Here is a 20,241-nt window from a genome sequence, read left to right as displayed (position 1 = left end):
GGGCGAAAGGACCTTTAGAATGACGCTGTCGCGATCAACTAGAAGTAGTGAAATACCTTTTCAAATAGCTAAATTACAACCGATAAATAAGGGTTGCGTTTGAGGTTTAGGGTTTTTGGAGTAATTCAATGTGTTTTCTATTTAGGCGAATGATTCCTTGGTTCTCTAGGTTTTTTAAAATCCTAGATATAACAACTCTTGATGTATTCAGCTCATCGGCTAATTCTTGGTGCGTATTGCGGATGAAGGTACTGTTGTACATTTTAGCTTTGTCTTGTAGTAGTTTACACAGGCGTTCTTCCATATTCAGGAATGCCAAACTATCAATAGCGGAAAGCATTTCATTCATTCGGTTGTTGTAGCTAGTTAAGACAAAATTTCGCCAGCTTTTATAGCGAACCAACCAATCATCCATTTTACTTACGGGAACTAAAACCACAGATCCATTGGTTTCAGCGATGGAGCGTATCTGACTTTTTGTTTCCCCCATACAACAAGTTAAGGTCATCGCACAGGTATCCCCTGCTTCTATATAGTAGAGTACCAGTTCTCCTTCTTTTTGATCTTCGCGAATAATCTTAATAACACCAGACAATACAAGAGGGATTTTGTTGATGTATGCGCCGATTTCCATTAAACGATCCCCTTCTTCAAACTCTTTAATAGTCGCTATTTCAATGATCTCATCTATTAGTTTTTCTTCAAAAAGATTGCGATATTTCTCTCTAATTAAGTGTCCCATACGAATCATTAGGTTGTTGGATTTAAAGATACGACAATTGGTTTACTGTATAAAAAATAGAAAAAAGCAACCTCTATTTTTCTAATGAGGCAACCATTTTCTAATCATGCCATAAAACCAGGTACCTGATAAAGCGCCTATAATAACAAATAGAATAGGATAAAAACCAGCACCTAATAAGGTAAACATAGGGCCAGGACAAGCACCGCCTAGTGCCCAACCCAATCCAAAGCATATTCCTCCAATTAAATAACGCGGAATGCTTTTTGCTTTGGGCGTAAAAACAATAGGATTCCCTGAAAAATCTTTGATGTTTTTTTGTTTTATAATAAGTGTTGCGATTACAGCAAGTGTAAGTGCAGTTCCCATAATTCCATACATGTGAAAACTGTCAAATTGGAACATTTCGTAAATTCTAAACCAAGAAGAGGCTCCTGATTTGAACATACCAATGCCAAAAAGTATACCGACAAATAAATAAGCTAATTTTTTCATTTTAGTTGGTTTAAAATAAGAATGGGAAAATAAGATGTACCATAAGTAGTCCACCAATAAAGAAACCAAGTACAGCAAGGAGGGAGGGAAGTTGGAAATTACTCAAGCCGGTTATGGCATGACCAGAAGTACAACCACCTGCATATCGCGATCCAAATCCAACAAAGAATCCTGCTACAACCAAGATTCCGATAGTTTTTTGGGAAGAAAAAGCTTCTGTACCGAAAAGTTCCGTAGGAGCATACGTCTTGCCAGCGCTTTGGAATCCTAAATGGGTTAGTTTTTCGATAGTTGCTTCACTAATTGGAACTGCAGCGGCGTCTACACTTAAAAAATGATACGCAATAAATCCACCGAGAATCGTTCCTACTAAGAATAAGAGATTCCACGTTTGGGACTTCCAATTGAAACAGAAAAAATCACACGTTTTTCCTGCTCCTAAGATTGAACATAAGGTTCTTAAATTAGAAGAAAACCCAAATGTTTTTCCCAGGAGTAGAAGTGAAACTAAGGTGAAAGCGATAAAAATTCCACCGATATACCAAGGCCAAGGTTCGTAAATCCAATGCATAAAAGAAATAGTATTTAAGTTATTCTGGTACAAAGTTCTGTATTATTTTATGGAAGGACAGTAACTTTTGATACATTCAATAGTAAAGAGTGAATAAAAAAAATAAAACAGAGAAAAACAATAGAAAATATCGGTTAATGAAAAAGGATTTAGTAGCTTTATAATGAATCAAGTCAAACACAAAAATAAAACGATACTATTATGAATACGGAAAAAAAGCACAGAGTTGTTTTTCAAATGAATACAGAAAATATTAACGAACAAAATGCCTTAATGACGTATGTAACCAATGTGATGAACCATTGGAAAAACAACGTAGAAATTCATGTAGTTGTTCATGGACCAGCCATTGGTATGGTTAGAAAAACAAAAACCATGGTTGGCGACGGATTACAACAAGCAATCCAAAAAGGCGTTCAATTTTTTGCCTGTGAGAATACGATGCGCGTTCGTCAAATTGATAAATCTGATATTTTTGAAAGTGTCGCTTATGTACCCTCGGGTTTGATTTCAATTATTGAAAAACAAGAAGAAGGCTGGGCGTATATAAAATGTAATTTATAGATTCAAAAAGATAGACTCTGACTTACCTTTGTACCTAAATAAATAAAGACGAATTAATGAATATTGTTACTGCAAATTTCTGTGCGTATCTAAATGCAGAAGTAGTTGGGAATCAAATAGAAGAATACTTTGAAATTAATCGGGTTTCGGTTGATAGTAGGTCGGTATTGAATGACGAAACAACTTTGTTTTTCGCTTTGGTGGGACACAATCACAATGGCCATGTCTATATTCAAGAATTAATTCAATTGGGGGTAAAGTATTTCGTTGTATCTCAGGTTGATAAAATGGTACAACAAGAAGGCGTATTCTATTTTGTTGTTCAAGATACATTAAAAGCACTACAGCAGGCGGCAACTTGGCATCGACAAAAATTCGATATTCCCGTTTTTGGGATAACAGGAAGTAGAGGGAAAACAGTAGTTAAAGAGTGGTTGAACTATTTGTTAAGTGCGGAATTTTCAATTAGTAAAAGTCCAAAGAGCTATAACTCACAGACAGGGGTTCCTTTGTCTGTTTTTGGGATGGCCGAACAACATACGATTGGCCTCTTTGAGGTTGGAATTTCAACGATTAATGAAATGAGAAACTTAGAGCCGATTGTTCGTCCAACGTTAGGTATACTTACCGCTATAACGGGAGAACATCAGGAGGGTTTTGAGAATGAAGCGCAAAAAATTCACGAAAAAATGCAACTCTTTGCGCATACACCTACCCTCATAGGAAAAAAAGAGAATAGGATTATAGCTGAATTACCTCCAGAGGCTGTGTATATCAATTGGAGTTTAACGGATCCAGACGCCAATTTATATGGACAGGTAAAAGACAACGTAGTAGTACTACACTATAATAAGGTAGAAATATTTGAGGTTGAACTTCCTTTTACCGATGAATTTGCTATTGAAAATATAATGACGTGTATTTTGACTATGTTGTACATGTCTTATGATACGCAAACAATACAAGCACGTATTCCAAAGTTATATGCTGTTGAACTTCGTTTAGAGGTAAAAAAAGGAATTAATAACTGCTCGATTATTGATGATGCATACAGTTCTGATTATCAATCCTTGAGTATTGCTTTAGATTTCTTAGAAAAACACCGAAGTAATACGAAAAAAACGGTAATTCTATCCGATGTTTTTCACAGTGGATTGCCATCTGAAGCTTTGTACCAACAAGTTAATAAACTGTTGAAGAGCTATGAAATAGGAAGAGTAATTTGTATTGGTGAAGAAATTAGTAAATACGCAAAGGATTCAGCCGTCATGCGTTTTTTTCAATCCACAGAGGAGTTTTTACAAAAGATGACAATGGATGATTTTGTAGATGAAACGATTTTGGTTAAAGGTGCACGTGGCTTTCGTTTTGATAAAATTGTCAGTCTACTAGAAGAAAAAACACATGAAACGGTTTTAGAAGTTAATCTTACCGCGATTCGACACAATTTGAATTTCTATCGTTCTAAGTTGAAACCAGAAACGAAAGTCATGGTTATGGTTAAAGCGTTTGGTTATGGACATGGGAGTGTTGAAATCGCTAAATTGTTAGAACATGAAAAAGTCAGTTATTTAGGTGTGGCTTTTGCGGATGAAGGAATTGCTTTGCGAAAAGCAGGAATCAAAACAAATATCATTGTGATGAATCCTGAAATAAGTGCGTTTTCTACGATGATAGCGTATGATTTAGAACCCGAGATTTATTCTATGCGGGAGCTTCATGCTTTTCTGCAAATTGTAAGAGGAAAAAACGGATATCAGTATCCTATACATATTAAGGTAGAAACAGGCATGCACCGCCATGGATTTTTAACCCAGGAGTTGGATGATTTAATTGAAGTTTTAAAGCATACGAATGTTGTTGAGGTAAAATCTATTTTTTCTCATCTTTCGTCAAGTGATATTTCTGCATATGATGCTTTCACTTTGAATCAAATTGCCCTATTCCAAAAAAACAGCCTATATATTAAGGAGCAATTGCAAATAGAACCTATTTTACACATTTTAAATACATCGGGTATTTATCAGTATGCGATGCATCAAATGGATATGGTGCGTTTGGGAATCGGTTTATATGGAATCGGTAATGACAAAGAGGAGATGAAAGAATTGCGCAATGTAGGAACACTCAAAACGCGGATCATGCAAGTAAAGGAAATTGAAGCAGAAGAAAGTGTGGGATATGGACGTCGATTTAGAGCTTTACGTCCAACAAAGATTGCGACCGTTCCCATTGGGTATGCCGATGGAATACACCGAGTATGGGGAAGCAGTGGGGGGTATGTATTAATCAAGGCTAAAAAAGCACCAATTACCGGGTCGATTTGTATGGATATGTTGATGGTAGATGTAACAGAGATTACTTGTAAAGAAGGGGATGAGGTGATTATTTTCGGAGAGGATCTTCCTACTACTGTAATAGCAGAGGCAATTCATACCATAGCTTATGAAATTATAACAAGTGTATCTCAAAGAGTTAAAAGAATTTTTTTTGAGGAATAAAAAAAGTTTTTATTTAGAATAAAATAACTATTTTTGTTAAAAGCAATCAGTAAAAATTTAACTATGGGATTTTTAAAAGAGTTTAGAGAATTTGCGGTAAAAGGCAATGTAATGGACCTAGCAGTAGGGGTTATCATTGGTGGTGCATTTGGGAAAATTGTAGCAAGTATTGTTAATGATGTTATTATGCCGTTAGTGTCTGCTATTATTGGTACCCCAGATTTTACCAATATGTATGTTGTGTTAAAAGGAGAGGCTGCTTCAGGATCACCTTTAGCTGCTGCCAGAGGTATCGATGGTAATGTTATTTTTGCTTATGGTAGTTTTATTACTGAAGTGATTAATTTTACCCTATTAGCATTCTGTGTTTTCCTTATGGTAAAAGGAATTAACCAGTTGAGAAAGAAAGAGGCTGCAGTAGCTGAGCCAGAGCCAGCAGGACCACCAGCACCAACACAAGAAGATTTATTAGCTGAAATTAGAGATTTATTAAAAAATCAATCCAAGTAATTTAGTTTAGCATACCTTATAGTAGATCGGCCATTGGCCGATCTTTTTTTTGCTCAAAAAATGGATTTTTTAAAAGAAATATAGCGTGGAGTTTCGAAGTTTATTTTTAAGTGTTAAAAAAACATTTAAGAAAAATTTCCAACTGAATTGTTTTTGGCTATTATTTTTAATTTAATTTCTATTAACGTTTGTTTTTTTTGATTTTTTTGGTTTTGTTAACTAGTTTTATTTGTGTATTGTGCAATCTTTTAAGAGTTTGTTTTTGCCTTTGATTAGCTGTACATTGCGTGCTATGATTGGGTTTTGAAGACTATTTGTATAATTGCTTGCAAAACAGTACAGTACGTTTTTTAACTTTTTCAGCTTGTAAAAAAATAACATAAAATTAGCATATGTCGATTTTTTGTTATTTGTTTGTTAAACAATTTAAAATTAATAAAAACATGAGGAAAATTGTACTTCATTTCTTCTTTGTAATAGCAGCCTTACTAATGGTAAATGAAGGGTTTGCGCAAAGTAGAAAGGTTACAGGACAAGTTACTGGTGAAGATGGGTTAGGTCTACCAGGAGCTAGTGTGTTAGTTAAAGGAACCCAAGAAGGTGTTGGTACCGACTTTGACGGTAAGTTCTCTATTAATGTAAAAGATGAGAATGCTGTTTTAGTATTCCAATTTGTAGGGACAGTTACGGTTGAGAAAAAAGTTGGGAAAGCAAGTGTTGTGAATGTTGTTTTAAAAGATGACAGTGCCATGATGCAAGAGGTAGTTATTAATACGGGGTATCAGACTTTATCTAAGCGTAAAGAAGCTGGTGCGGTTAGCCGTATTGAAGCTAAAGATTTAAAAGTGGATGGGGTTACGGACGTAAGTAGAATGATTGAAGGTAAAGCGGCTGGGGTAACGGTACAAAACGTTACAGGTACATTTGGAGCTGCTCCTAAAATTACGGTTCGTGGTGCTTCGTCAATTATGGGAGATACTAAACCACTTTGGGTAATCGATGGCGTTGTTCAAGAAGACATCGTAAATGTATCATTCCAAGATTTAGCATCGGGTAACTCAGAAACTTTATTAAGTTCTGCGATTTCTGGTTTAAATGCAGATGACGTATTGAGTATCGATATCTTAAAAGATGCTTCTGCTACGGCTATTTATGGTTCTCGTGCAATGAATGGTGTTGTGGTTATTACAACTAAATCAGGTAGAAGAGAAACGCCATTAGCAATTAGCTACTCTATGGAAAGTACAGTGCGTACAGTTCCTAACTATGGACAATATGATATCATGAACTCACAACAATCTATGGATGTGTTTAATGAGTTAGTAGATAAAGGACATGTTACTTATCCAAATTCATTGAATGGAAGATATGGAGGGGTATATAATATGTATTTCAGAGGAGTTAATAATTATGATACAGAAGAACAAAAATTTCAGTATATTAATGACGAAGTTGGAAAAAATACGTTCTTGAGAAAACACGAAATGGCTAATACAAACTGGTTTAAAACCTTGTTTAGACCTGCAATTTCTCAAAGTCACTCGTTGAGTTTTTCTGGAGGTGGAGCTAATAATGCCTATTTTGCATCTATTGGTTATTATGCAGATCCAGGATGGACAGTGGCGGATAAAGTACACCGTTTGACAATGAATTTGAAAAATACGTTCTTTGTTAATGATAAGTTGACAATTGCTTTGGCATTGAATGGATCGGTGCGTGATCAAAAAGCACCTGGTACATATGATGGAGAAGTTGATGTTGTAAATGGGGCTGTATCTCGTGATTTTGATATCAATCCATTTAGCTATGCATTAAATACAAGTAGAACTTTACGTCCATATACGGATAGTGGAGACTATGAGTACCACAGAAGTAACTGGGCGGATTTTAATATCTTAAACGAATTAGAATCAAACTATATGGACATCGATGTGAAAGATATTCGTTTCCAACTTGACTTAGATTATAAGATTTCTTCAAAAGTTACATATAATTTAAATGGTGCAGCGCGCTATGCAGATACAAAACGTGTACACAGTTTGACTGAAACATCAAACGTTGTTAAAGCGTTTAATGCATCAGGCAATACAGTAGAAAGAGATCAAAATATTTATTTGTATAAAGATCCAACAGATCCAAATATCCCAGGTGTTCCAGTTATGCCAAATGGAGGTATGCGTAGAAACTTTACCAATGATTTAACTTCATTCTATTTGAGAAACAGCGTGTCTTATAATGATGTATTCAATGATAAACATGAGTTAGATGTGTTTGCAGGAACTGAAATGAGAGTTGTAAATCGTAATAGAGATTACTTTTTATCTCATGGGGTTCAATACGACAAAGGATTGACATCATATCCTAATATGTTGGCCTTAGAAAAATTAATTGACAACGGTGGAGAGTATTTTACTTTTGCTGAAGAGAGAGAACGTACATTAGCTTTCTTTACTCGTATTGGATATACATTTGATAATAAATATACAATTGCTGCAACAGGTCGTTATGATGGTTCTAACAGACAAGGAGATTCTTCTTCTTCAAGATGGTTACCAACTTGGACTGTTTCAGGAAAATGGAATGCAAAACAAGAAAAATTCTTAATTGACAACGAAACAATTAGCAACTTAGCATTAAGAGCTTCTTATGGTTTAACAGCTACGTCTGGACCAGCAACAAACTCATTGGCAATTTACAGAAGTAAAATTCCTTTCCGTAGCCTTAAAGAAAATCGCGAAAATGCATTAGAAATTGAAGCTTTGCAAAATGCTGATTTAACTTGGGAAAAACAATATGAGTTAAACTTAGGTTTTGATTTGGGATTGTTCAATAATAGAGTTCAAGTTGCTTTTGATGCTTACCAAAGGAATGCATTCGATTTAATCGATATCGTACGTACAACGGGTGTTGGAGGTGAGTCACAAAAATATGGTAACAATGCAGATATGAAGTTAAAAGGTTTAGAGTTTGGTATTACAACTACTAACATTAAAACAAAAGATTTTAACTGGACATCGACAATCAATGCTTCTGTATTTAAACAAGAAATCACTAGTTTACAAAATAGAGCAAGAGTTATTGATTTAATCCAAGGTATTGGAGGAAACGTTATAGGACAACCACGTAATAGTTTATATTCATATCAGTTTACAGGATTAAACGGTGAAGGTTTACCAACGTTTATTATGGCTAATGGTGAAACAGATAACGTTACTGGAGCTAATTTCCAAGATTCACAAAATATTACAGATTACTTAAAATATGAAGGGTCAACTGAACCAAACAAAACGTTAGGTTTCTCTAATACATTTACATACCAAAACTGGAGTTTGAATTTATTCTTTGTTGCTTCAGGTGGAAACAAAGTTAGATTAAACCCAATGTTCTCTTCAACATATTCTGATTTAGATGTATTTTCTAGAGATATGAATGATCGTTGGATGATTGCTGGTGATGAAAATAGAACAGATATACCGGTTATTGCCGATTTAACTCAGCAAGGAAACTATGGTATTTCTCAATTAGGTCTTGCTTATAATGCTTATAATTATTCAACAGCTAGAGTAGCAAATGGTGATTTCGTTCGATTGAAGAATATTTCTTTATCTTATGAATTCCCTGAATATTTTAAAAAGAGAATTGGATTTAGTAATTTCTCTTTACGTGCAATGGCTACAAATCCTTGGTTGATTTATTCAGACAAGAAATTAAATGGACAAGATCCTGAGTTTTTCCAAAGTGGAGGTGTTGCTATGCCAGTTAGTAGCCAATATACTTTGACATTAAATGTTGGATTTTAAATTTGTTTAGGATATGAAAAAAATAAATATTGGAATAGGATTATTAATGGGTTTGTTTTTTGTGAATTGTAGTGGGTTTTTAGATGAAACTCCTGACAATCGTACAAAAATTGATTCTGTTGATAAGATAGGAGAGGTTGTGACATTAGCATATCCTCGTACGACACATTTTCAGTTTACCGATATCATGAGTGATAATGCTGTAGATAATGGTAATATAACGTTAGAGAATGTTACAAATACAGAAAGCTTCTTTTGGGAAGATATTCGTTCTGAATCACAAGATTCTCCAACTAATTATTGGTTTGCAGCGTATGCTGCAATCGCTCAAGCGAATACTGCGTACGATGCAGCGCTAAAATTAGAAGGAGAATTTACCGAAAAAGGAAGAACAAAAGAATTAAGAAGATTAAAAGAGTTTAAAGGGGAAGCTTTAATAGCTAGAGCCTATGCGCACTTTATGTTAGTAAATTTGTTTGGAAAAACATATAATCCTCTAACGGCTTCTTCGGATTTGGGAGTTCCCTATTCAAAAGAAGTTGAAACAGAACTTTTGCCTAAATATTCAAGAAATACAGTACAAGAAGTATATGATTTTATTGAAGCGGATTTAATCGAAGGTTTAGAAATGATAAAAACTTTAGATCGTTCTTCTGAAACAAAATGGTTCCATTTTTCATTGGCTTCAGCAAGAGCTTTTGCTGCAAAGTTTTATATTTTTAAAGGGGAATTCGAGAAATCATTAGAATATAGTAATGATCTTGCTTTAAATGGTAGTACTTTAAGAGATTTAGAATATTATTCTACATTAGGTGATAAAACGACAGTTGAATATCCAAGAGCTGGTGCTATACCAAATTTATTAGTTGGAAGTGTAATGTCTAATATTGCTTATAATTCAGGTAATCGTTATATGTACACAAGTACAGTAGCTAATGACTATTTGTATTCAAGAGATTCTAATCCTTTTGGAAAAGAATGGAATTATGGTGGATGGGGAGTACCTTCAACAAAACTTTATTTTGGAATAATTAAATTCCCTCGTACTTTTGAAGTGACTGACCCTACCAATCAAACAGGATTCCGTTATACAAATGTTGTTTTATTTTCAAATGATATGTTGTACTTAGATCGTATTGAGGCATTAATCTCTGCTAATTATTTATCAGATGCTTTAGCAATGATGAATACGTGGGTAGCTTCACGTACAAAAGCACCAAGTCCAGCGAATAAGTTGACTGAAACGATGATTTTAAATTATAGACCAACTGCAAAAGTAGATCCTTTCTATATGGATAAATTATCTACTAATCAAGTAGCCTATTTAGAGTATTTAGCAGACTTGCGTAGAAGAGATTCTTATTTAGAAGGACAACGTTGGTTTGATATTAAACGTTTTAATATTGAATTAACACACCGTAATATTGATGGAAGTGCTAGAGTAGAAGTATTGACTAAAAACGATTTCCGTAGAGAGATTCAATTACCTCAGATGGCAATCGCGAATGGATTACAAGCGAACCCAAGATAGTCTAATTTAAAAAAGTAAGAAATGAAATTATATAATTTTTTAAAGGCAGCTGGTTTGTTTTCCATGTTTGGAATGGCCTTGATTAGCTGTGATAACGATACTGATTTAGGACCAAGTATTTTCGAAATTGATGAAAATGTACAAAGAAATGAATTAGATCAGTGGATTTACGATAATTATACAAAACCGTATAATATTGCCGCTACTTATAAGTGGAATCAAGCATTTGGTTACTATGACAAGACCTTATTCCCTCCTAGAGTAGAAAATGTTGAACCTGCACTTAGAATGGTTAAAAAGATTTGGATTGATAGTTATACACAAGCTGCAGGTCCAAACTTGGTTAAGGAAATTGCTCCAAGACAGTTCCATTTAATAGGAAGTTATAACGTAAATGACAATAATACTATTACGTTAGGTGAAGCTGGAGGTGGTGCGCGTATCACTTTGTTTAATACAGATTATGTTAAACATGATGATTTAGAGAGTATTCGTCAATTTGTACACACTGTACAGCACGAGTATGTGCACATTTTAAATCAGACGAAAGATTTTGATCGTGTGTCTTGGGCTACAATCTCTCAAGCAGGATTGTATACTAGTTCATGGAACTCTTACGATGATGTAGAATCAAATGAAATTGGTTTTGTTACTAGCTATGCTAGATCAAATTACGATGAAGATTTTGCTGAAACGGCTTCATTCATTTTGATGAAAACGAAAGTAGAATGGACTGCGTTTTTAGCAGGTATAAAATCGGCTAATGCTAAAGCAGACATCTTGAAAAAAGTTGATTTAGTAGTTTCTTATTATAAAGAAAAATTAAAGATTGATTTTTGGGCGTTAAGAGATTTAGCTGAACAGAACACAAATGATGTGGTTGATGGCAATTTTTAACTTGAAAAATTAGAAAGATGATTAAAAGAATTTTTAGTATAGGAGTATTAACTTTTGCCCTTTCAGCATCAGTTGTTTCATGTAAAAGTGATGATAATGTGTTTGCTGAAAGCCCATTCGAAAGAGAAAAGGCTCAGAAAGAGGAACTGACAAAAGCGTTAAATAGTTCAGATAAAGGATGGAAATTTACTTATTTCACTGATGATACTGGGCTAGGAGCATTTACGTTTTTAATGGATTTCGATGAAAACGGAAAAGTTACTATGATATCCGATTTCGATGATGAAAGTTATACACCTGACGTAAGTGAATATGAAGTTCAATTGAGAGCTACTACAAGTTTAGTTTTTGCTACAGGTAGTTGGATACATAAATTATCAGATCCTACGAACTCAGCGCTTAGAGCTGCCCGTGGTTTTGAGGGAGAATTTCAGTTTAGATATTATGGTTCTGATGAAAATACCATTTTCTTTAGAGGAACGAAAGATTTTAAACAAGAATTGAAATTCGTTAAAGCTACGCAAGAGGATTGGGATAAATTCGCGGAGAGAAAAGCAACAATAGGGATTATTAGCAATGAAGATATTCCTGTATTTAGAAGTATTGAAGTTGAAAAAGGAGGTACTGTAGAAAAATTTGATGCTACATTTTCACCGATTTTAAGATTTTATAACTTTAATGAAGGGGTTGATCAAACGTTATTGCCAGGTCTTGAGGGCGTTGGTGTTGGATTTACTAACGAAGGGATTGTTCTTAGCCCAGCAATTAAAATTGACGGAGAGGCTTTCGAATCTTTTGTTTTAGAACCAGTAACTAATGAGTTTGTATCAGTAAATTCTGGTAATACTAAAGTGAGAATCAAAAATGTTGCACGTCCTGATAAGTGGTCTAATGTTTACAAGAATTATATGTTTAGTTCTGCTCAAACAGGGATTATATTTTTTAAGGAAGATTTACTGAATACACCTAGTATTTCTCAAAAAGCTAAAAATATATTATCTGCTGCTGATGTTCAAAGAATTGATATTATTTTTCAAAATGGAGTATTTATCGTAGTATATGATGATAATGATTCTCAAATCTATCAAGGAAACATAACTGATACTGGAAAAAGTGGTCAAGTTACTGGTGGGAATTGGAGAGCTCCGTCTTCTGTACCGCAAAATATTAAAGATTTGCATCAAGCCTTATTTGGATACGGTGATATTCTCCTTAAAGAGCAAGAGTATACAATTAAATATATAAATAAAATTGTTACTCTTTACTGTGGGGGTGTTGTATTCGACAATTATAAAGGATAGTAAATTATAACAGCATAAATAAAATAAAAGAGGGACTAAATCCCTCTTTTATTTTTTAAAAGTTTAAGGAAATGAAAAAAATATTAGGAATTCTTGCTGTTTTATTAATTTTTAGCTGTTCAAAAAGCGATGATAATGGTGATAAAACGTTGGATAATCAGTTTTATGGAAAATGGTATCTTGTGAAAGAAGATCATTTTGATAAAAATTCAAAGTTACTTGCTACCATCAGTTTGAAAGCTGGTGAACATTGTGACTATGATCAACTCGATTTCTTACCAACAAATCGCATTAATTATTTAGCCTATTATCTGACAGATGATACAAAAGAATGTTATTCTAGATATATTGAAAATGCATATCAATGGAAGATGATCGATCAGCGCAGACTTACTTTGTACAATGGTGAAGTTCGTCAAGAGTTTATTGTAACTAAAATAGACGATGCAGAAATGAACTTAGAAAGAATGCTTACTGCGATGGAAATAAATTCTGATAATTACGAAAAAGGTGTAGTTAGAATTAGGATTTACTATCAAAAAGTAAAATAATAAAAAGAGTCGCTAAAGCGACTCTTTTTTTATGTATAACTTATTGTATTTTTGTAAGACATATTTGTCAGTATGTAAATACGGACTTTTTTATTTATGGGACTAGTAAAGAAAATAGCATTAGATTCAGGGGAACTCTATATTTGGCATATCACCGAACCTTTTGAAGAATTGATTTCTTCTATTGAGCTGAGTGAATACAGTCAACAGCGTTTGGCTAAGATGAAGGCTGAAAATCATCAGAAAGCTTTTTTAGCCGTTCGACAAGTATTGAGGCAAGTGAATATTCAAGATATCGATTTGGTTTATGATGCAAATGGAAAACCGTTCTTAGCGAACGGGCAATTTATTTCGATCTCTCATTCCTTTGATTATGCAGTTGTAGTCATCAGCAATGAAAATATAGGGGTTGATATCGAATTAAAACGCGAGAAAATAATTCGGTTGAGTACTAAATTCTGCAATGATATAGAGTTGTCTGGTACACCTGAACAATTAGAAGAGCAATTGGATTACTTTACGGAGATTTGGTCTGCAAAAGAAGCGCTCTTTAAGATGTGTAATTCGCGTAGTCTTAGTTTTGCAAAGGACATGGCTGTTGATGTAATAGAAAAAAAAGCGCAAGTTAATCAAGGGGACTTTAAATGTTATTTCAATTACCAAACCTTTCGTTTGGATAATTACGTCCTAGTAGTCAGTTATTAAAAAATAAAGGATAATTGCGCAGTTTTTTGTAAATTGCTTAAAATTTTTAGATATGGAAGATAATCAATCAATTTATGCTGTTGCTCATGAGTCTGAGGCTATAAAAGCACAGTTTTATAAGAGAACCTATGGAAACCTTGCCTTAGGAGTATTTGCGTTTATTGTATTTGAAACAATCTTATTAAATACACCTTTTGTTGTCAATGGGATGTTTCAATTATTGGGAATGGGTAAATTCTCTTGGTTAATCATTTTAGGCGTATTCATGGGAGTGACTTGGTTTGCACAGAATTTAACCTATAAAACAGCAAATAAACCACAACAGTATGCAGGTTTTATGCTATATGTATTGGCTCAGGCCTTTTTGTTTGTTCCTATTTTAGTAGTGGCCTTAAGCATGACAGGTGATTCATCTCTTATTGTTCAGGCAGGTATACTTACGCTTGCTTTGTTTTTAGGACTTACTGGTGTTGTATTTGGATCAAATGCAAACTTTTCCTTCATGCGTTCAATCTTGACGATTGGCTTTTTCCTCGCTTTTGGAACAATCATTGCAGGTATGCTATTTGGCTTTGACTTAGGTCTTTGGTTCTCTTTAGCTATGGTTGCTTTGGCATCAGGGTCGATTTTATATTCAACGTGGCAAATTAAAAATGAATACGCAGCAGATCAATATGTACCTGCAGCGTTGAGTTTGTTCGCTTCGTTAATGTTATTATTCTGGTATATCCTTAGAATATTGATGAGCAGAAACAACTAGTAAAAAATAATATAGAATAAAAAGCCATACTACGCGTATGGCTTTTTTTATAGTATAAAGCGTATGATTGAGTTTTTCTTTGGCGCGTATAAAGAGACCAGTTGGTTAAATATTGGACTTGAAAGTATTGTTTTTGTGTTTGGGATACTAAGTGTTTGGTACGCCGGGAAAGAAAATATTCTCGTGTACCCAACGGGTTTGATAGCTACCATTATCACCGTTTATTTGCTTTATTTAGCGGGTTATTTGGGCGATATGATCCTCAATGGATATTATTCCTGTATGAGTCTGTACGGTTGGTATAATTGGTCTAGAATGAAGGGAAACGATCAAGCAGTTAAAATTAGCCGAACCAATCGCAAAGAAAGGGGAATAGGTGTTGGGGTCTTTATAATTACTATTGCTCTAGTCTATGGGGTTTATCGAATTACTAATACGCCAATTTATCCCGAAAATTATATTGATATCTTTACTTCAGGCATTTTCTTTTTGGGAATGTATTATATGGCTTTAAAGAAAATCGAAAATTGGACGATGTGGTTGATTGGAAATGTTATTTCTGTTCCTCTATATGCGTATCGTGGATTGGGAATTTTAGCCATTCAATTTATTATCTTTACGGGATTGGTACTTATGGCTTATATTGCTTGGTATAAGGTTTTAAAACTAGAAAAAAGAGAAAAGGATGATGTATAAAGTGGAATTGTATAAAGAGTTGTATTTTAAAGCGGTCCGCAGTGGAGGAGCAGGAGGTCAACATGTGAATAAAGTATCCTCTAAGGTCATGTTGTTTTGGAACCTCAACGATTCTAAACTATTTAGAGAAGAAGAAAAAACGCAACTGGAAAATAGATTGGGCAATAACCTATCGAAAGACGGCATATTGATTCTTGTTTGTGAGGAAACCAGAAGTCAGATTAAGAATAAAGAGATTGTTGTTCAAAAGTTTTTTAATCAAATTAAGCGGGCTTTGGTTCAACAGAAGATTCGCAAAGAAACCAAGGTTCCCAAAAGTGTGATTCGAAAGAATCAAGAAAGCAAGAAAAAATCCTCATTAAAGAAAGCCTTGCGCAAACGAATTATATGAGGGCTGTACTAGGAGTTAACGTGGAACAGATCAGTGTTACGTTTTAAGAAAAAAAAGTAAAGATTGAATACTTGGTTTGTTTTGATTCCGACTAATACTGTTTATATTTGCAGCTTAAATCTCAAAGGGGTGCCTTTTCGGCTGAGATCATACCCGTAGAACCTGGGCAGGTAATGCTGCCAAGGGAAACAGTGCAATACAACTACATTGCGTGGGAAAGTGTAATTATTAATCAAACAATAATTGCCCCTTTTATTTGTGAAAGTATTTTTTACGAATGAAAAAAGTAACTGTAAATTCATTATTTATCTTTGGTTTAGGCCTGAGTGCTTCTTTACCTAGTTGGAGTCAAAACAAGGTAGCCCAAGATTCTATTCAGAAAGTAGCCTTAAATGAAATTGTTTTATCTGCCGTTCGCGTAGATGAAAAATCGCCAATTGCCTATGAAAACTTGTCAAAAAAACAATTGGCAAAAAGAAATCTAGGACAAGATATCCCTCTTTTAATGTCGCACATGACTTCTATAGTCACTACCACAGATGCGGGAAATGGCATTGGGTATTCGAGTTTTAGAGTTCGTGGTTCGGATGCAACCCGTGTAAACGTAACCTTAAATGGAATTCCGTATAATGATGGGGAATCTCAAGGTTCTTTTTGGGTGAATATGCCAGATTTTGGCTCCTCGGTTCAAAACTTGCAATTGCAACGTGGCGTAGGAACTTCTACCAATGGTGCTGCCGCTTTTGGCGCAAGTTTAAACTTGAAAACGGATGATTATTCCCAAGTAGCCAATGGCGAAATTGCCAATTCTTTCGGAAGCTATAATACCCGAAAATCAACCGTTAAATTTAGTACTGGATTAATCAACGATACATTTGAAATCGCAGGTCGTTTATCGGATATTCATTCAGATGGCTATATTGATCGTGCTGCCTCAGATTTAAGATCCTACTTCTTACAAGGGGTATATGTAGGAAATACCTCTTTGATTAAAGCACTTGTTTTTGGTGGGAAACAAAAAACGTATCAAGCTTGGAATGGCGTAGAACAAGCCGATATTGATTTATATGGTAGACGCTATAATCCAGCCGGAAAGTACAAAGATGACGCTGGAAATACGCAGTATTACAACAATGAAACGGACAATTACAAACAAGATCACTATCAATTGCATTGGAGCGAAAGATGGTCGGAACACTGGAGTTCTAATGTTTCTTTACACTATACGAAAGGCTTTGGATATTACGAAAACTACAAGAAAAATCAGAAGGTTAAGGAGTATGGATTAAGCCCTGTTTTTGTTGAGGGACAAGAAATCAATAGAACCGATTTAATTCGACGAAAAGCCTTAGATAATCATTTCTATGGAATGGTATTCAATGCTAAGTATACCGAAGATGCACTTCAAATTCTTGTTGGTGGTGGGGCTAATAAATACGAAGGGGATCACTTTGGAACTATTTTATGGACGAAGCAACCCGTATCACATGCTTTTAAACAAGAATACTATAGAGATCATGCAGTCAAAACAGATCTAAATTTCTTTGCTAAAGCAACTTGGCAACTCACAGACCGATGGAGCTTATTTGGCGATATGCAATACAGACGTGTTACGTATGAAGCGAATGGCATTGAGACAGGCTTACTCAATGAGAAGTTTAATTTCTTTAACCCCAAAGCGGGGATAACTTTTCAACTAGATACCCAAAATCAATTGTATTTTTCATATGCAAGAGCCAATAAAGAACCAAATCGAAATGATTATAAAGAACGTCAATTAGATCAAATGCCAAAAGCAGAGAAATTAGATGATTTCGAATTAGGATGGCGATTTAATACGCAAAATACGGCAATCAATGTGAATGCGTATTATATGAAATACAAAGATCAATTAGTCTTAACAGGAGAATTGAATGACGTAGGAGCAGCTGTACGGGAGAATATAAAAGATAGTTATCGCTTTGGAATAGAAATTGACGCCAATGTCAAGATAGTCGAGAAAGTGTATTGGAATCCTAATATGACAATTAGCTCAAATAAAAATAAAAATTTAAGTTATTTATGGGCAGGTGAAATGCAGTATTTCGGAACTAAATCCATTGCTTTTTCTCCGGATTTTATAGCCTCTAATGTTTTGACCTATGTGCCAGTTGAAGGCATGAGCCTTTCTTTGTTAACTAAATTTGTTGGTGAACAGTATATGTCAAATATTGAAGCTACCAATTCAAAATTAGATTCTTACTTCGTGAATGATTTGAGTCTAAATTATGAATTTCCTGTCAAAAAATGGTTTAAGAGTATTGCCGTATCTGTTTTAGCTAATAATATTTTTGATGTAAAATATATTTCCAATGGTTATTACTGGTCCGATTTTGACGGAACAAATGCAATAGATGGGGCAGGCTATTATCCTCAAGCAACCTTCAATATTTTAGCAGGGCTAACGTTGAAGTTTTAATAAAAAGAGAGAGTCATTAACGCATGAGCTAACTCGGAAATGAGGCCTATAATGGAACAGAGCTATACGCTATTTTTACTTTTAAGGACCAGTACATTGGTTTTTAACATAAGGTGTATTTAAAATGTGTATTTTGTTAATAAGCTGAATTAAAGTGTTTTAATAGATATTTTTTGGTAAATTTCAAATACCAATTAAAAATAGTTTAACATGAAAAAATTAGTAGTAGCACTCGGCCTAGTAGTGGCGTTTTGTGCGCCATCATTTGCAAGCACAAATGATGCTGTAGAACAAAGTGTTTATCCAATACCAGGAGCAAAAACATATCCTTATCAATTGGAGGTATGGAGAATGATAAAGGGACAGAATGGAGCTCCTACTCAGATTCAAATTCTCCATAGAGAAGGAGGAACTGCGACTTCGGCTGTTATTAATTCAAGATTGGCTGCTTTAAAGCGTCTGTATCCTAGCCCTGCGTATATGGTAGTAAATACAGTGGCAATACCGTATGAGCCGGAGGCTCCTGTTGTCATAGCTCCTTGGAATCCTGGGGGTAGCATACCGTTTGATCCAAATGTACCTTTTGAAGAATATCAGCCATAATACGCGATCATAGCGTGATGGCTTTTACACCATAAAAAAAGGATGATCGAGCAGATCATCCTTTTTTTATGGTGTAAAAGCTAATAATTAATGCTCAAGGTATTCCCTCTCGCATTCACGGTATACGGTTTTAATTGATATTGTGCCCCAGGCGTCAAGGAAGTACCTGTCATCAAGCTGTATTGAAAGGGAGTTGCATGCTGCTCGCAGGAGCAAGTAAGGAAAATACTCCCCGATTTATCTTGCTTCATTCTAGAACAGTTGTAGTCAACAGCGTGATTCGGACAAGCGATATCATACGCGAGATAGTATGAGCCTGCATTGAATACAATTACACCTAAAACACCTTGATTTTCTATAATAACTGAGTTATTGGGGTATTTTAATTTATCATAAGCGGGTAAATTGAGATCTATAAAAATAGAAACAGGATTGTTGGGTAAGTATGGATTTGAATAGCGGACACTATCTTTGGAACAACCAAAACTAAATACTAGCACAAAGGTTAAGAATAAAATTTTTTTCATCACATAAATTATTTGTAAAACAAATTTAATTAATTAACTTTGACAAGTAGACTATAATGAAATAGATATTTATTTAAATAAATAATAGAATATTTTTATGCACCAGAAAATCCCGTTTCATGGGATTTTTTTCTATTTATATAAACCAGTTGATTATGAGTAAAATTTCGTATTACACTGCTGAGGGGCTGAAAAAGCTGAAGGATGAATTAGAGCAGTTAAAAAGTGTAGAGCGTCCAAAAGCATCACAAGCAATTGCTGATGCCAGAGACAAAGGGGATTTATCGGAGAATGCGGAGTATGATGCAGCAAAAGAAGCACAGGGATTACTGGAACTTAAAATTGCTAAAATGGAAGAAGTCGTATCTACCGCTAGAATTATTGATGAATCACAATTGGATGAGTCAAAAGCGTTGGTACTTTCAACCGTTAAAATTAAAAACCAATCTAATGGTATGATTTTGACCTATACGTTAGTAGCAGAAAGTGAAGCAGACTTGAAAACAGGAAAAATTTCTGTAACTTCTCCTATTGGAAAAGGATTATTAGGGAAATCTGTAGGTGATGTAGCTGAAATTAAAGTACCTAACGGGCAGATGAATTTTGAGGTTCTTGAAATTACTAGAGATTAATTTAAA

At 34.5% G+C, this 20,241-nt stretch carries 19 protein-coding genes and 1 riboswitch; of the genes, 15 read left to right on the top strand and 4 right to left on the bottom strand.

Translation table 11 applies throughout. The features are described 5' to 3' along the window. Positions 1-106 precede the first annotated feature (106 nt). The 3 genes from ACMHJ2_RS13520 to ACMHJ2_RS13510 form a co-directional block, all read right to left on the bottom strand. The gene (locus ACMHJ2_RS13520; protein ID WP_413513392.1) at positions 107-742 is read right to left on the bottom strand and encodes a Crp/Fnr family transcriptional regulator; all 636 of its coding nucleotides are present in this window, start codon (positions 740-742) and stop codon (positions 107-109) included. Positions 743-823: 81 nt separating this feature from the next. Then, positions 824-1,237 (bottom strand): DUF6691 family protein, encoded by a 414-nt coding sequence (locus ACMHJ2_RS13515; protein WP_413513391.1) that lies wholly within the window; start codon positions 1,235-1,237, stop codon positions 824-826. A gap of 10 nt (positions 1,238-1,247) precedes the next feature. Beyond that, positions 1,248-1,808, bottom strand: a complete 561-nt coding sequence (locus ACMHJ2_RS13510; protein ID WP_413513390.1) for a YeeE/YedE family protein — start codon at positions 1,806-1,808, stop codon at positions 1,248-1,250. A 201-nt stretch (positions 1,809-2,009) separates the two neighbouring features. On the opposite strand from ACMHJ2_RS13510, the gene ACMHJ2_RS13505 reads away from it, so the two are divergent. From ACMHJ2_RS13505 to ACMHJ2_RS13440, 14 genes are all read left to right on the top strand, one after another. Continuing rightward, on the top strand, positions 2,010-2,372 hold the full coding sequence (locus tag ACMHJ2_RS13505; protein WP_413513389.1) for a DsrE family protein: 363 nt from the start codon (positions 2,010-2,012) through the stop codon (positions 2,370-2,372). 56 nt (positions 2,373-2,428) lie between these two features. Continuing rightward, a complete protein-coding gene (locus tag ACMHJ2_RS13500) occupies positions 2,429-4,873 on the top strand; it encodes a bifunctional UDP-N-acetylmuramoyl-tripeptide:D-alanyl-D-alanine ligase/alanine racemase (RefSeq protein ID WP_413513388.1) in 2,445 nt (814 codons plus the stop codon). A gap of 63 nt (positions 4,874-4,936) precedes the next feature. Continuing rightward, positions 4,937-5,383, top strand: coding sequence for a large conductance mechanosensitive channel protein MscL (gene mscL, locus ACMHJ2_RS13495; protein ID WP_413513387.1), 447 nt, complete (start codon positions 4,937-4,939; stop codon positions 5,381-5,383). A gap of 443 nt (positions 5,384-5,826) precedes the next feature. After that, positions 5,827-9,183: a SusC/RagA family TonB-linked outer membrane protein gene (locus ACMHJ2_RS13490; protein WP_413513386.1), complete on the top strand. Its 3,357-nt coding sequence runs from the start codon at positions 5,827-5,829 to the stop codon at positions 9,181-9,183. A 13-nt stretch (positions 9,184-9,196) separates the two neighbouring features. Then, the gene (locus ACMHJ2_RS13485) at positions 9,197-10,714 is read left to right on the top strand and encodes a RagB/SusD family nutrient uptake outer membrane protein (protein WP_413513385.1); all 1,518 of its coding nucleotides are present in this window, start codon (positions 9,197-9,199) and stop codon (positions 10,712-10,714) included. Positions 10,715-10,735: 21 nt separating this feature from the next. Further along, entirely contained in the window at positions 10,736-11,611 is an 876-nt protein-coding gene (locus ACMHJ2_RS13480; RefSeq protein ID WP_413513384.1) for a substrate import-associated zinc metallohydrolase lipoprotein, read from the top strand. 17 nt (positions 11,612-11,628) lie between these two features. Continuing rightward, positions 11,629-12,912 carry a DUF4302 domain-containing protein gene (locus tag ACMHJ2_RS13475; RefSeq protein ID WP_413513383.1) on the top strand — a complete coding sequence of 428 codons (1,284 nt, stop codon included), beginning with the start codon at positions 11,629-11,631 and terminating at the stop codon, positions 12,910-12,912. Positions 12,913-12,983: 71 nt separating this feature from the next. Continuing rightward, a complete protein-coding gene (locus ACMHJ2_RS13470) occupies positions 12,984-13,463 on the top strand; it encodes a hypothetical protein (RefSeq protein ID WP_413513382.1) in 480 nt (159 codons plus the stop codon). A 96-nt stretch (positions 13,464-13,559) separates the two neighbouring features. Then, positions 13,560-14,168, top strand: coding sequence for a 4'-phosphopantetheinyl transferase family protein (locus ACMHJ2_RS13465; protein WP_413513381.1), 609 nt, complete (start codon positions 13,560-13,562; stop codon positions 14,166-14,168). Positions 14,169-14,220: 52 nt separating this feature from the next. Further along, a complete protein-coding gene (locus tag ACMHJ2_RS13460) occupies positions 14,221-14,928 on the top strand; it encodes a Bax inhibitor-1 family protein (protein ID WP_413513380.1) in 708 nt (235 codons plus the stop codon). Between the two features lie 63 nt (positions 14,929-14,991). After that, a complete protein-coding gene (pnuC, locus tag ACMHJ2_RS13455) occupies positions 14,992-15,624 on the top strand; it encodes a nicotinamide riboside transporter PnuC (RefSeq protein WP_413513379.1) in 633 nt (210 codons plus the stop codon). Next, on the top strand, positions 15,617-16,015 hold the full coding sequence (locus ACMHJ2_RS13450) for a peptide chain release factor-like protein (protein WP_413513430.1): 399 nt from the start codon (positions 15,617-15,619) through the stop codon (positions 16,013-16,015). The genes pnuC and ACMHJ2_RS13450 overlap by 8 nt, the downstream gene beginning before the upstream one ends. A 115-nt stretch (positions 16,016-16,130) precedes the next feature. Continuing rightward, positions 16,131-16,219, top strand: a riboswitch (TPP riboswitch). Positions 16,220-16,292: 73 nt separating this feature from the next. Continuing rightward, complete coding sequence (locus ACMHJ2_RS13445) at positions 16,293-18,473, top strand: TonB-dependent receptor (protein WP_413513378.1); 2,181 nt, start codon at positions 16,293-16,295, stop codon at positions 18,471-18,473. Positions 18,474-18,716: 243 nt separating this feature from the next. Then, a complete protein-coding gene (locus tag ACMHJ2_RS13440; RefSeq protein ID WP_413513377.1) occupies positions 18,717-19,076 on the top strand; it encodes a hypothetical protein in 360 nt (119 codons plus the stop codon). 80 nt (positions 19,077-19,156) lie between these two features. On the opposite strand, the gene ACMHJ2_RS13435 is transcribed toward ACMHJ2_RS13440, so the two are convergent. Continuing rightward, positions 19,157-19,603: a hypothetical protein gene (locus ACMHJ2_RS13435; protein WP_413513376.1), complete on the bottom strand. Its 447-nt coding sequence runs from the start codon at positions 19,601-19,603 to the stop codon at positions 19,157-19,159. A 155-nt stretch (positions 19,604-19,758) separates the two neighbouring features. On the opposite strand from ACMHJ2_RS13435, the gene greA reads away from it, so the two are divergent. Then, the gene (greA, locus tag ACMHJ2_RS13430) at positions 19,759-20,235 is read left to right on the top strand and encodes a transcription elongation factor GreA (protein ID WP_413513375.1); all 477 of its coding nucleotides are present in this window, start codon (positions 19,759-19,761) and stop codon (positions 20,233-20,235) included. The last annotated feature ends 6 nt before the right edge of the window (positions 20,236-20,241 follow it).

Source organism: Myroides odoratus, assembly GCF_965118575.1.
In the GTDB taxonomy this organism is placed as follows: Bacteria; Bacteroidota; Bacteroidia; order Flavobacteriales; family Flavobacteriaceae; genus Flavobacterium; species Flavobacterium odoratum_B.
The sequence above is the reverse complement of the archived record's forward strand: the minus strand, read 5'-3'. Positions and strand labels throughout refer to the sequence as shown.

Bases quoted from the DNA above. Each gene is read 5' to 3' on its own strand.
- ACMHJ2_RS13520 (WP_413513392.1), bottom strand. From the start codon at position 742: ATGGGACACTTAATTAGAGAGAAATATCGCAATCTTTTTGAAGAAAAA.
- ACMHJ2_RS13515 (WP_413513391.1), bottom strand. From the start codon at position 1,237: ATGAAAAAATTAGCTTATTTATTTGTCGGTATACTTTTTGGCATTGGT.
- ACMHJ2_RS13510 (WP_413513390.1), bottom strand. From the start codon at position 1,808: ATGCATTGGATTTACGAACCTTGGCCTTGGTATATCGGTGGAATTTTT.
- ACMHJ2_RS13505 (WP_413513389.1), top strand. From the start codon at position 2,010: ATGAATACGGAAAAAAAGCACAGAGTTGTTTTTCAAATGAATACAGAA.
- ACMHJ2_RS13500 (WP_413513388.1), top strand. From the start codon at position 2,429: ATGAATATTGTTACTGCAAATTTCTGTGCGTATCTAAATGCAGAAGTA.
- mscL (WP_413513387.1), top strand. From the start codon at position 4,937: ATGGGATTTTTAAAAGAGTTTAGAGAATTTGCGGTAAAAGGCAATGTA.
- ACMHJ2_RS13490 (WP_413513386.1), top strand. From the start codon at position 5,827: ATGAGGAAAATTGTACTTCATTTCTTCTTTGTAATAGCAGCCTTACTA.
- ACMHJ2_RS13485 (WP_413513385.1), top strand. From the start codon at position 9,197: ATGAAAAAAATAAATATTGGAATAGGATTATTAATGGGTTTGTTTTTT.
- ACMHJ2_RS13480 (WP_413513384.1), top strand. From the start codon at position 10,736: ATGAAATTATATAATTTTTTAAAGGCAGCTGGTTTGTTTTCCATGTTT.
- ACMHJ2_RS13475 (WP_413513383.1), top strand. From the start codon at position 11,629: ATGATTAAAAGAATTTTTAGTATAGGAGTATTAACTTTTGCCCTTTCA.
- ACMHJ2_RS13470 (WP_413513382.1), top strand. From the start codon at position 12,984: ATGAAAAAAATATTAGGAATTCTTGCTGTTTTATTAATTTTTAGCTGT.
- ACMHJ2_RS13465 (WP_413513381.1), top strand. From the start codon at position 13,560: ATGGGACTAGTAAAGAAAATAGCATTAGATTCAGGGGAACTCTATATT.
- ACMHJ2_RS13460 (WP_413513380.1), top strand. From the start codon at position 14,221: ATGGAAGATAATCAATCAATTTATGCTGTTGCTCATGAGTCTGAGGCT.
- pnuC (WP_413513379.1), top strand. From the start codon at position 14,992: ATGATTGAGTTTTTCTTTGGCGCGTATAAAGAGACCAGTTGGTTAAAT.
- ACMHJ2_RS13450 (WP_413513430.1), top strand. From the start codon at position 15,617: ATGTATAAAGTGGAATTGTATAAAGAGTTGTATTTTAAAGCGGTCCGC.
- ACMHJ2_RS13445 (WP_413513378.1), top strand. From the start codon at position 16,293: ATGAAAAAAGTAACTGTAAATTCATTATTTATCTTTGGTTTAGGCCTG.
- ACMHJ2_RS13435 (WP_413513376.1), bottom strand. From the start codon at position 19,603: ATGAAAAAAATTTTATTCTTAACCTTTGTGCTAGTATTTAGTTTTGGT.
- greA (WP_413513375.1), top strand. From the start codon at position 19,759: ATGAGTAAAATTTCGTATTACACTGCTGAGGGGCTGAAAAAGCTGAAG.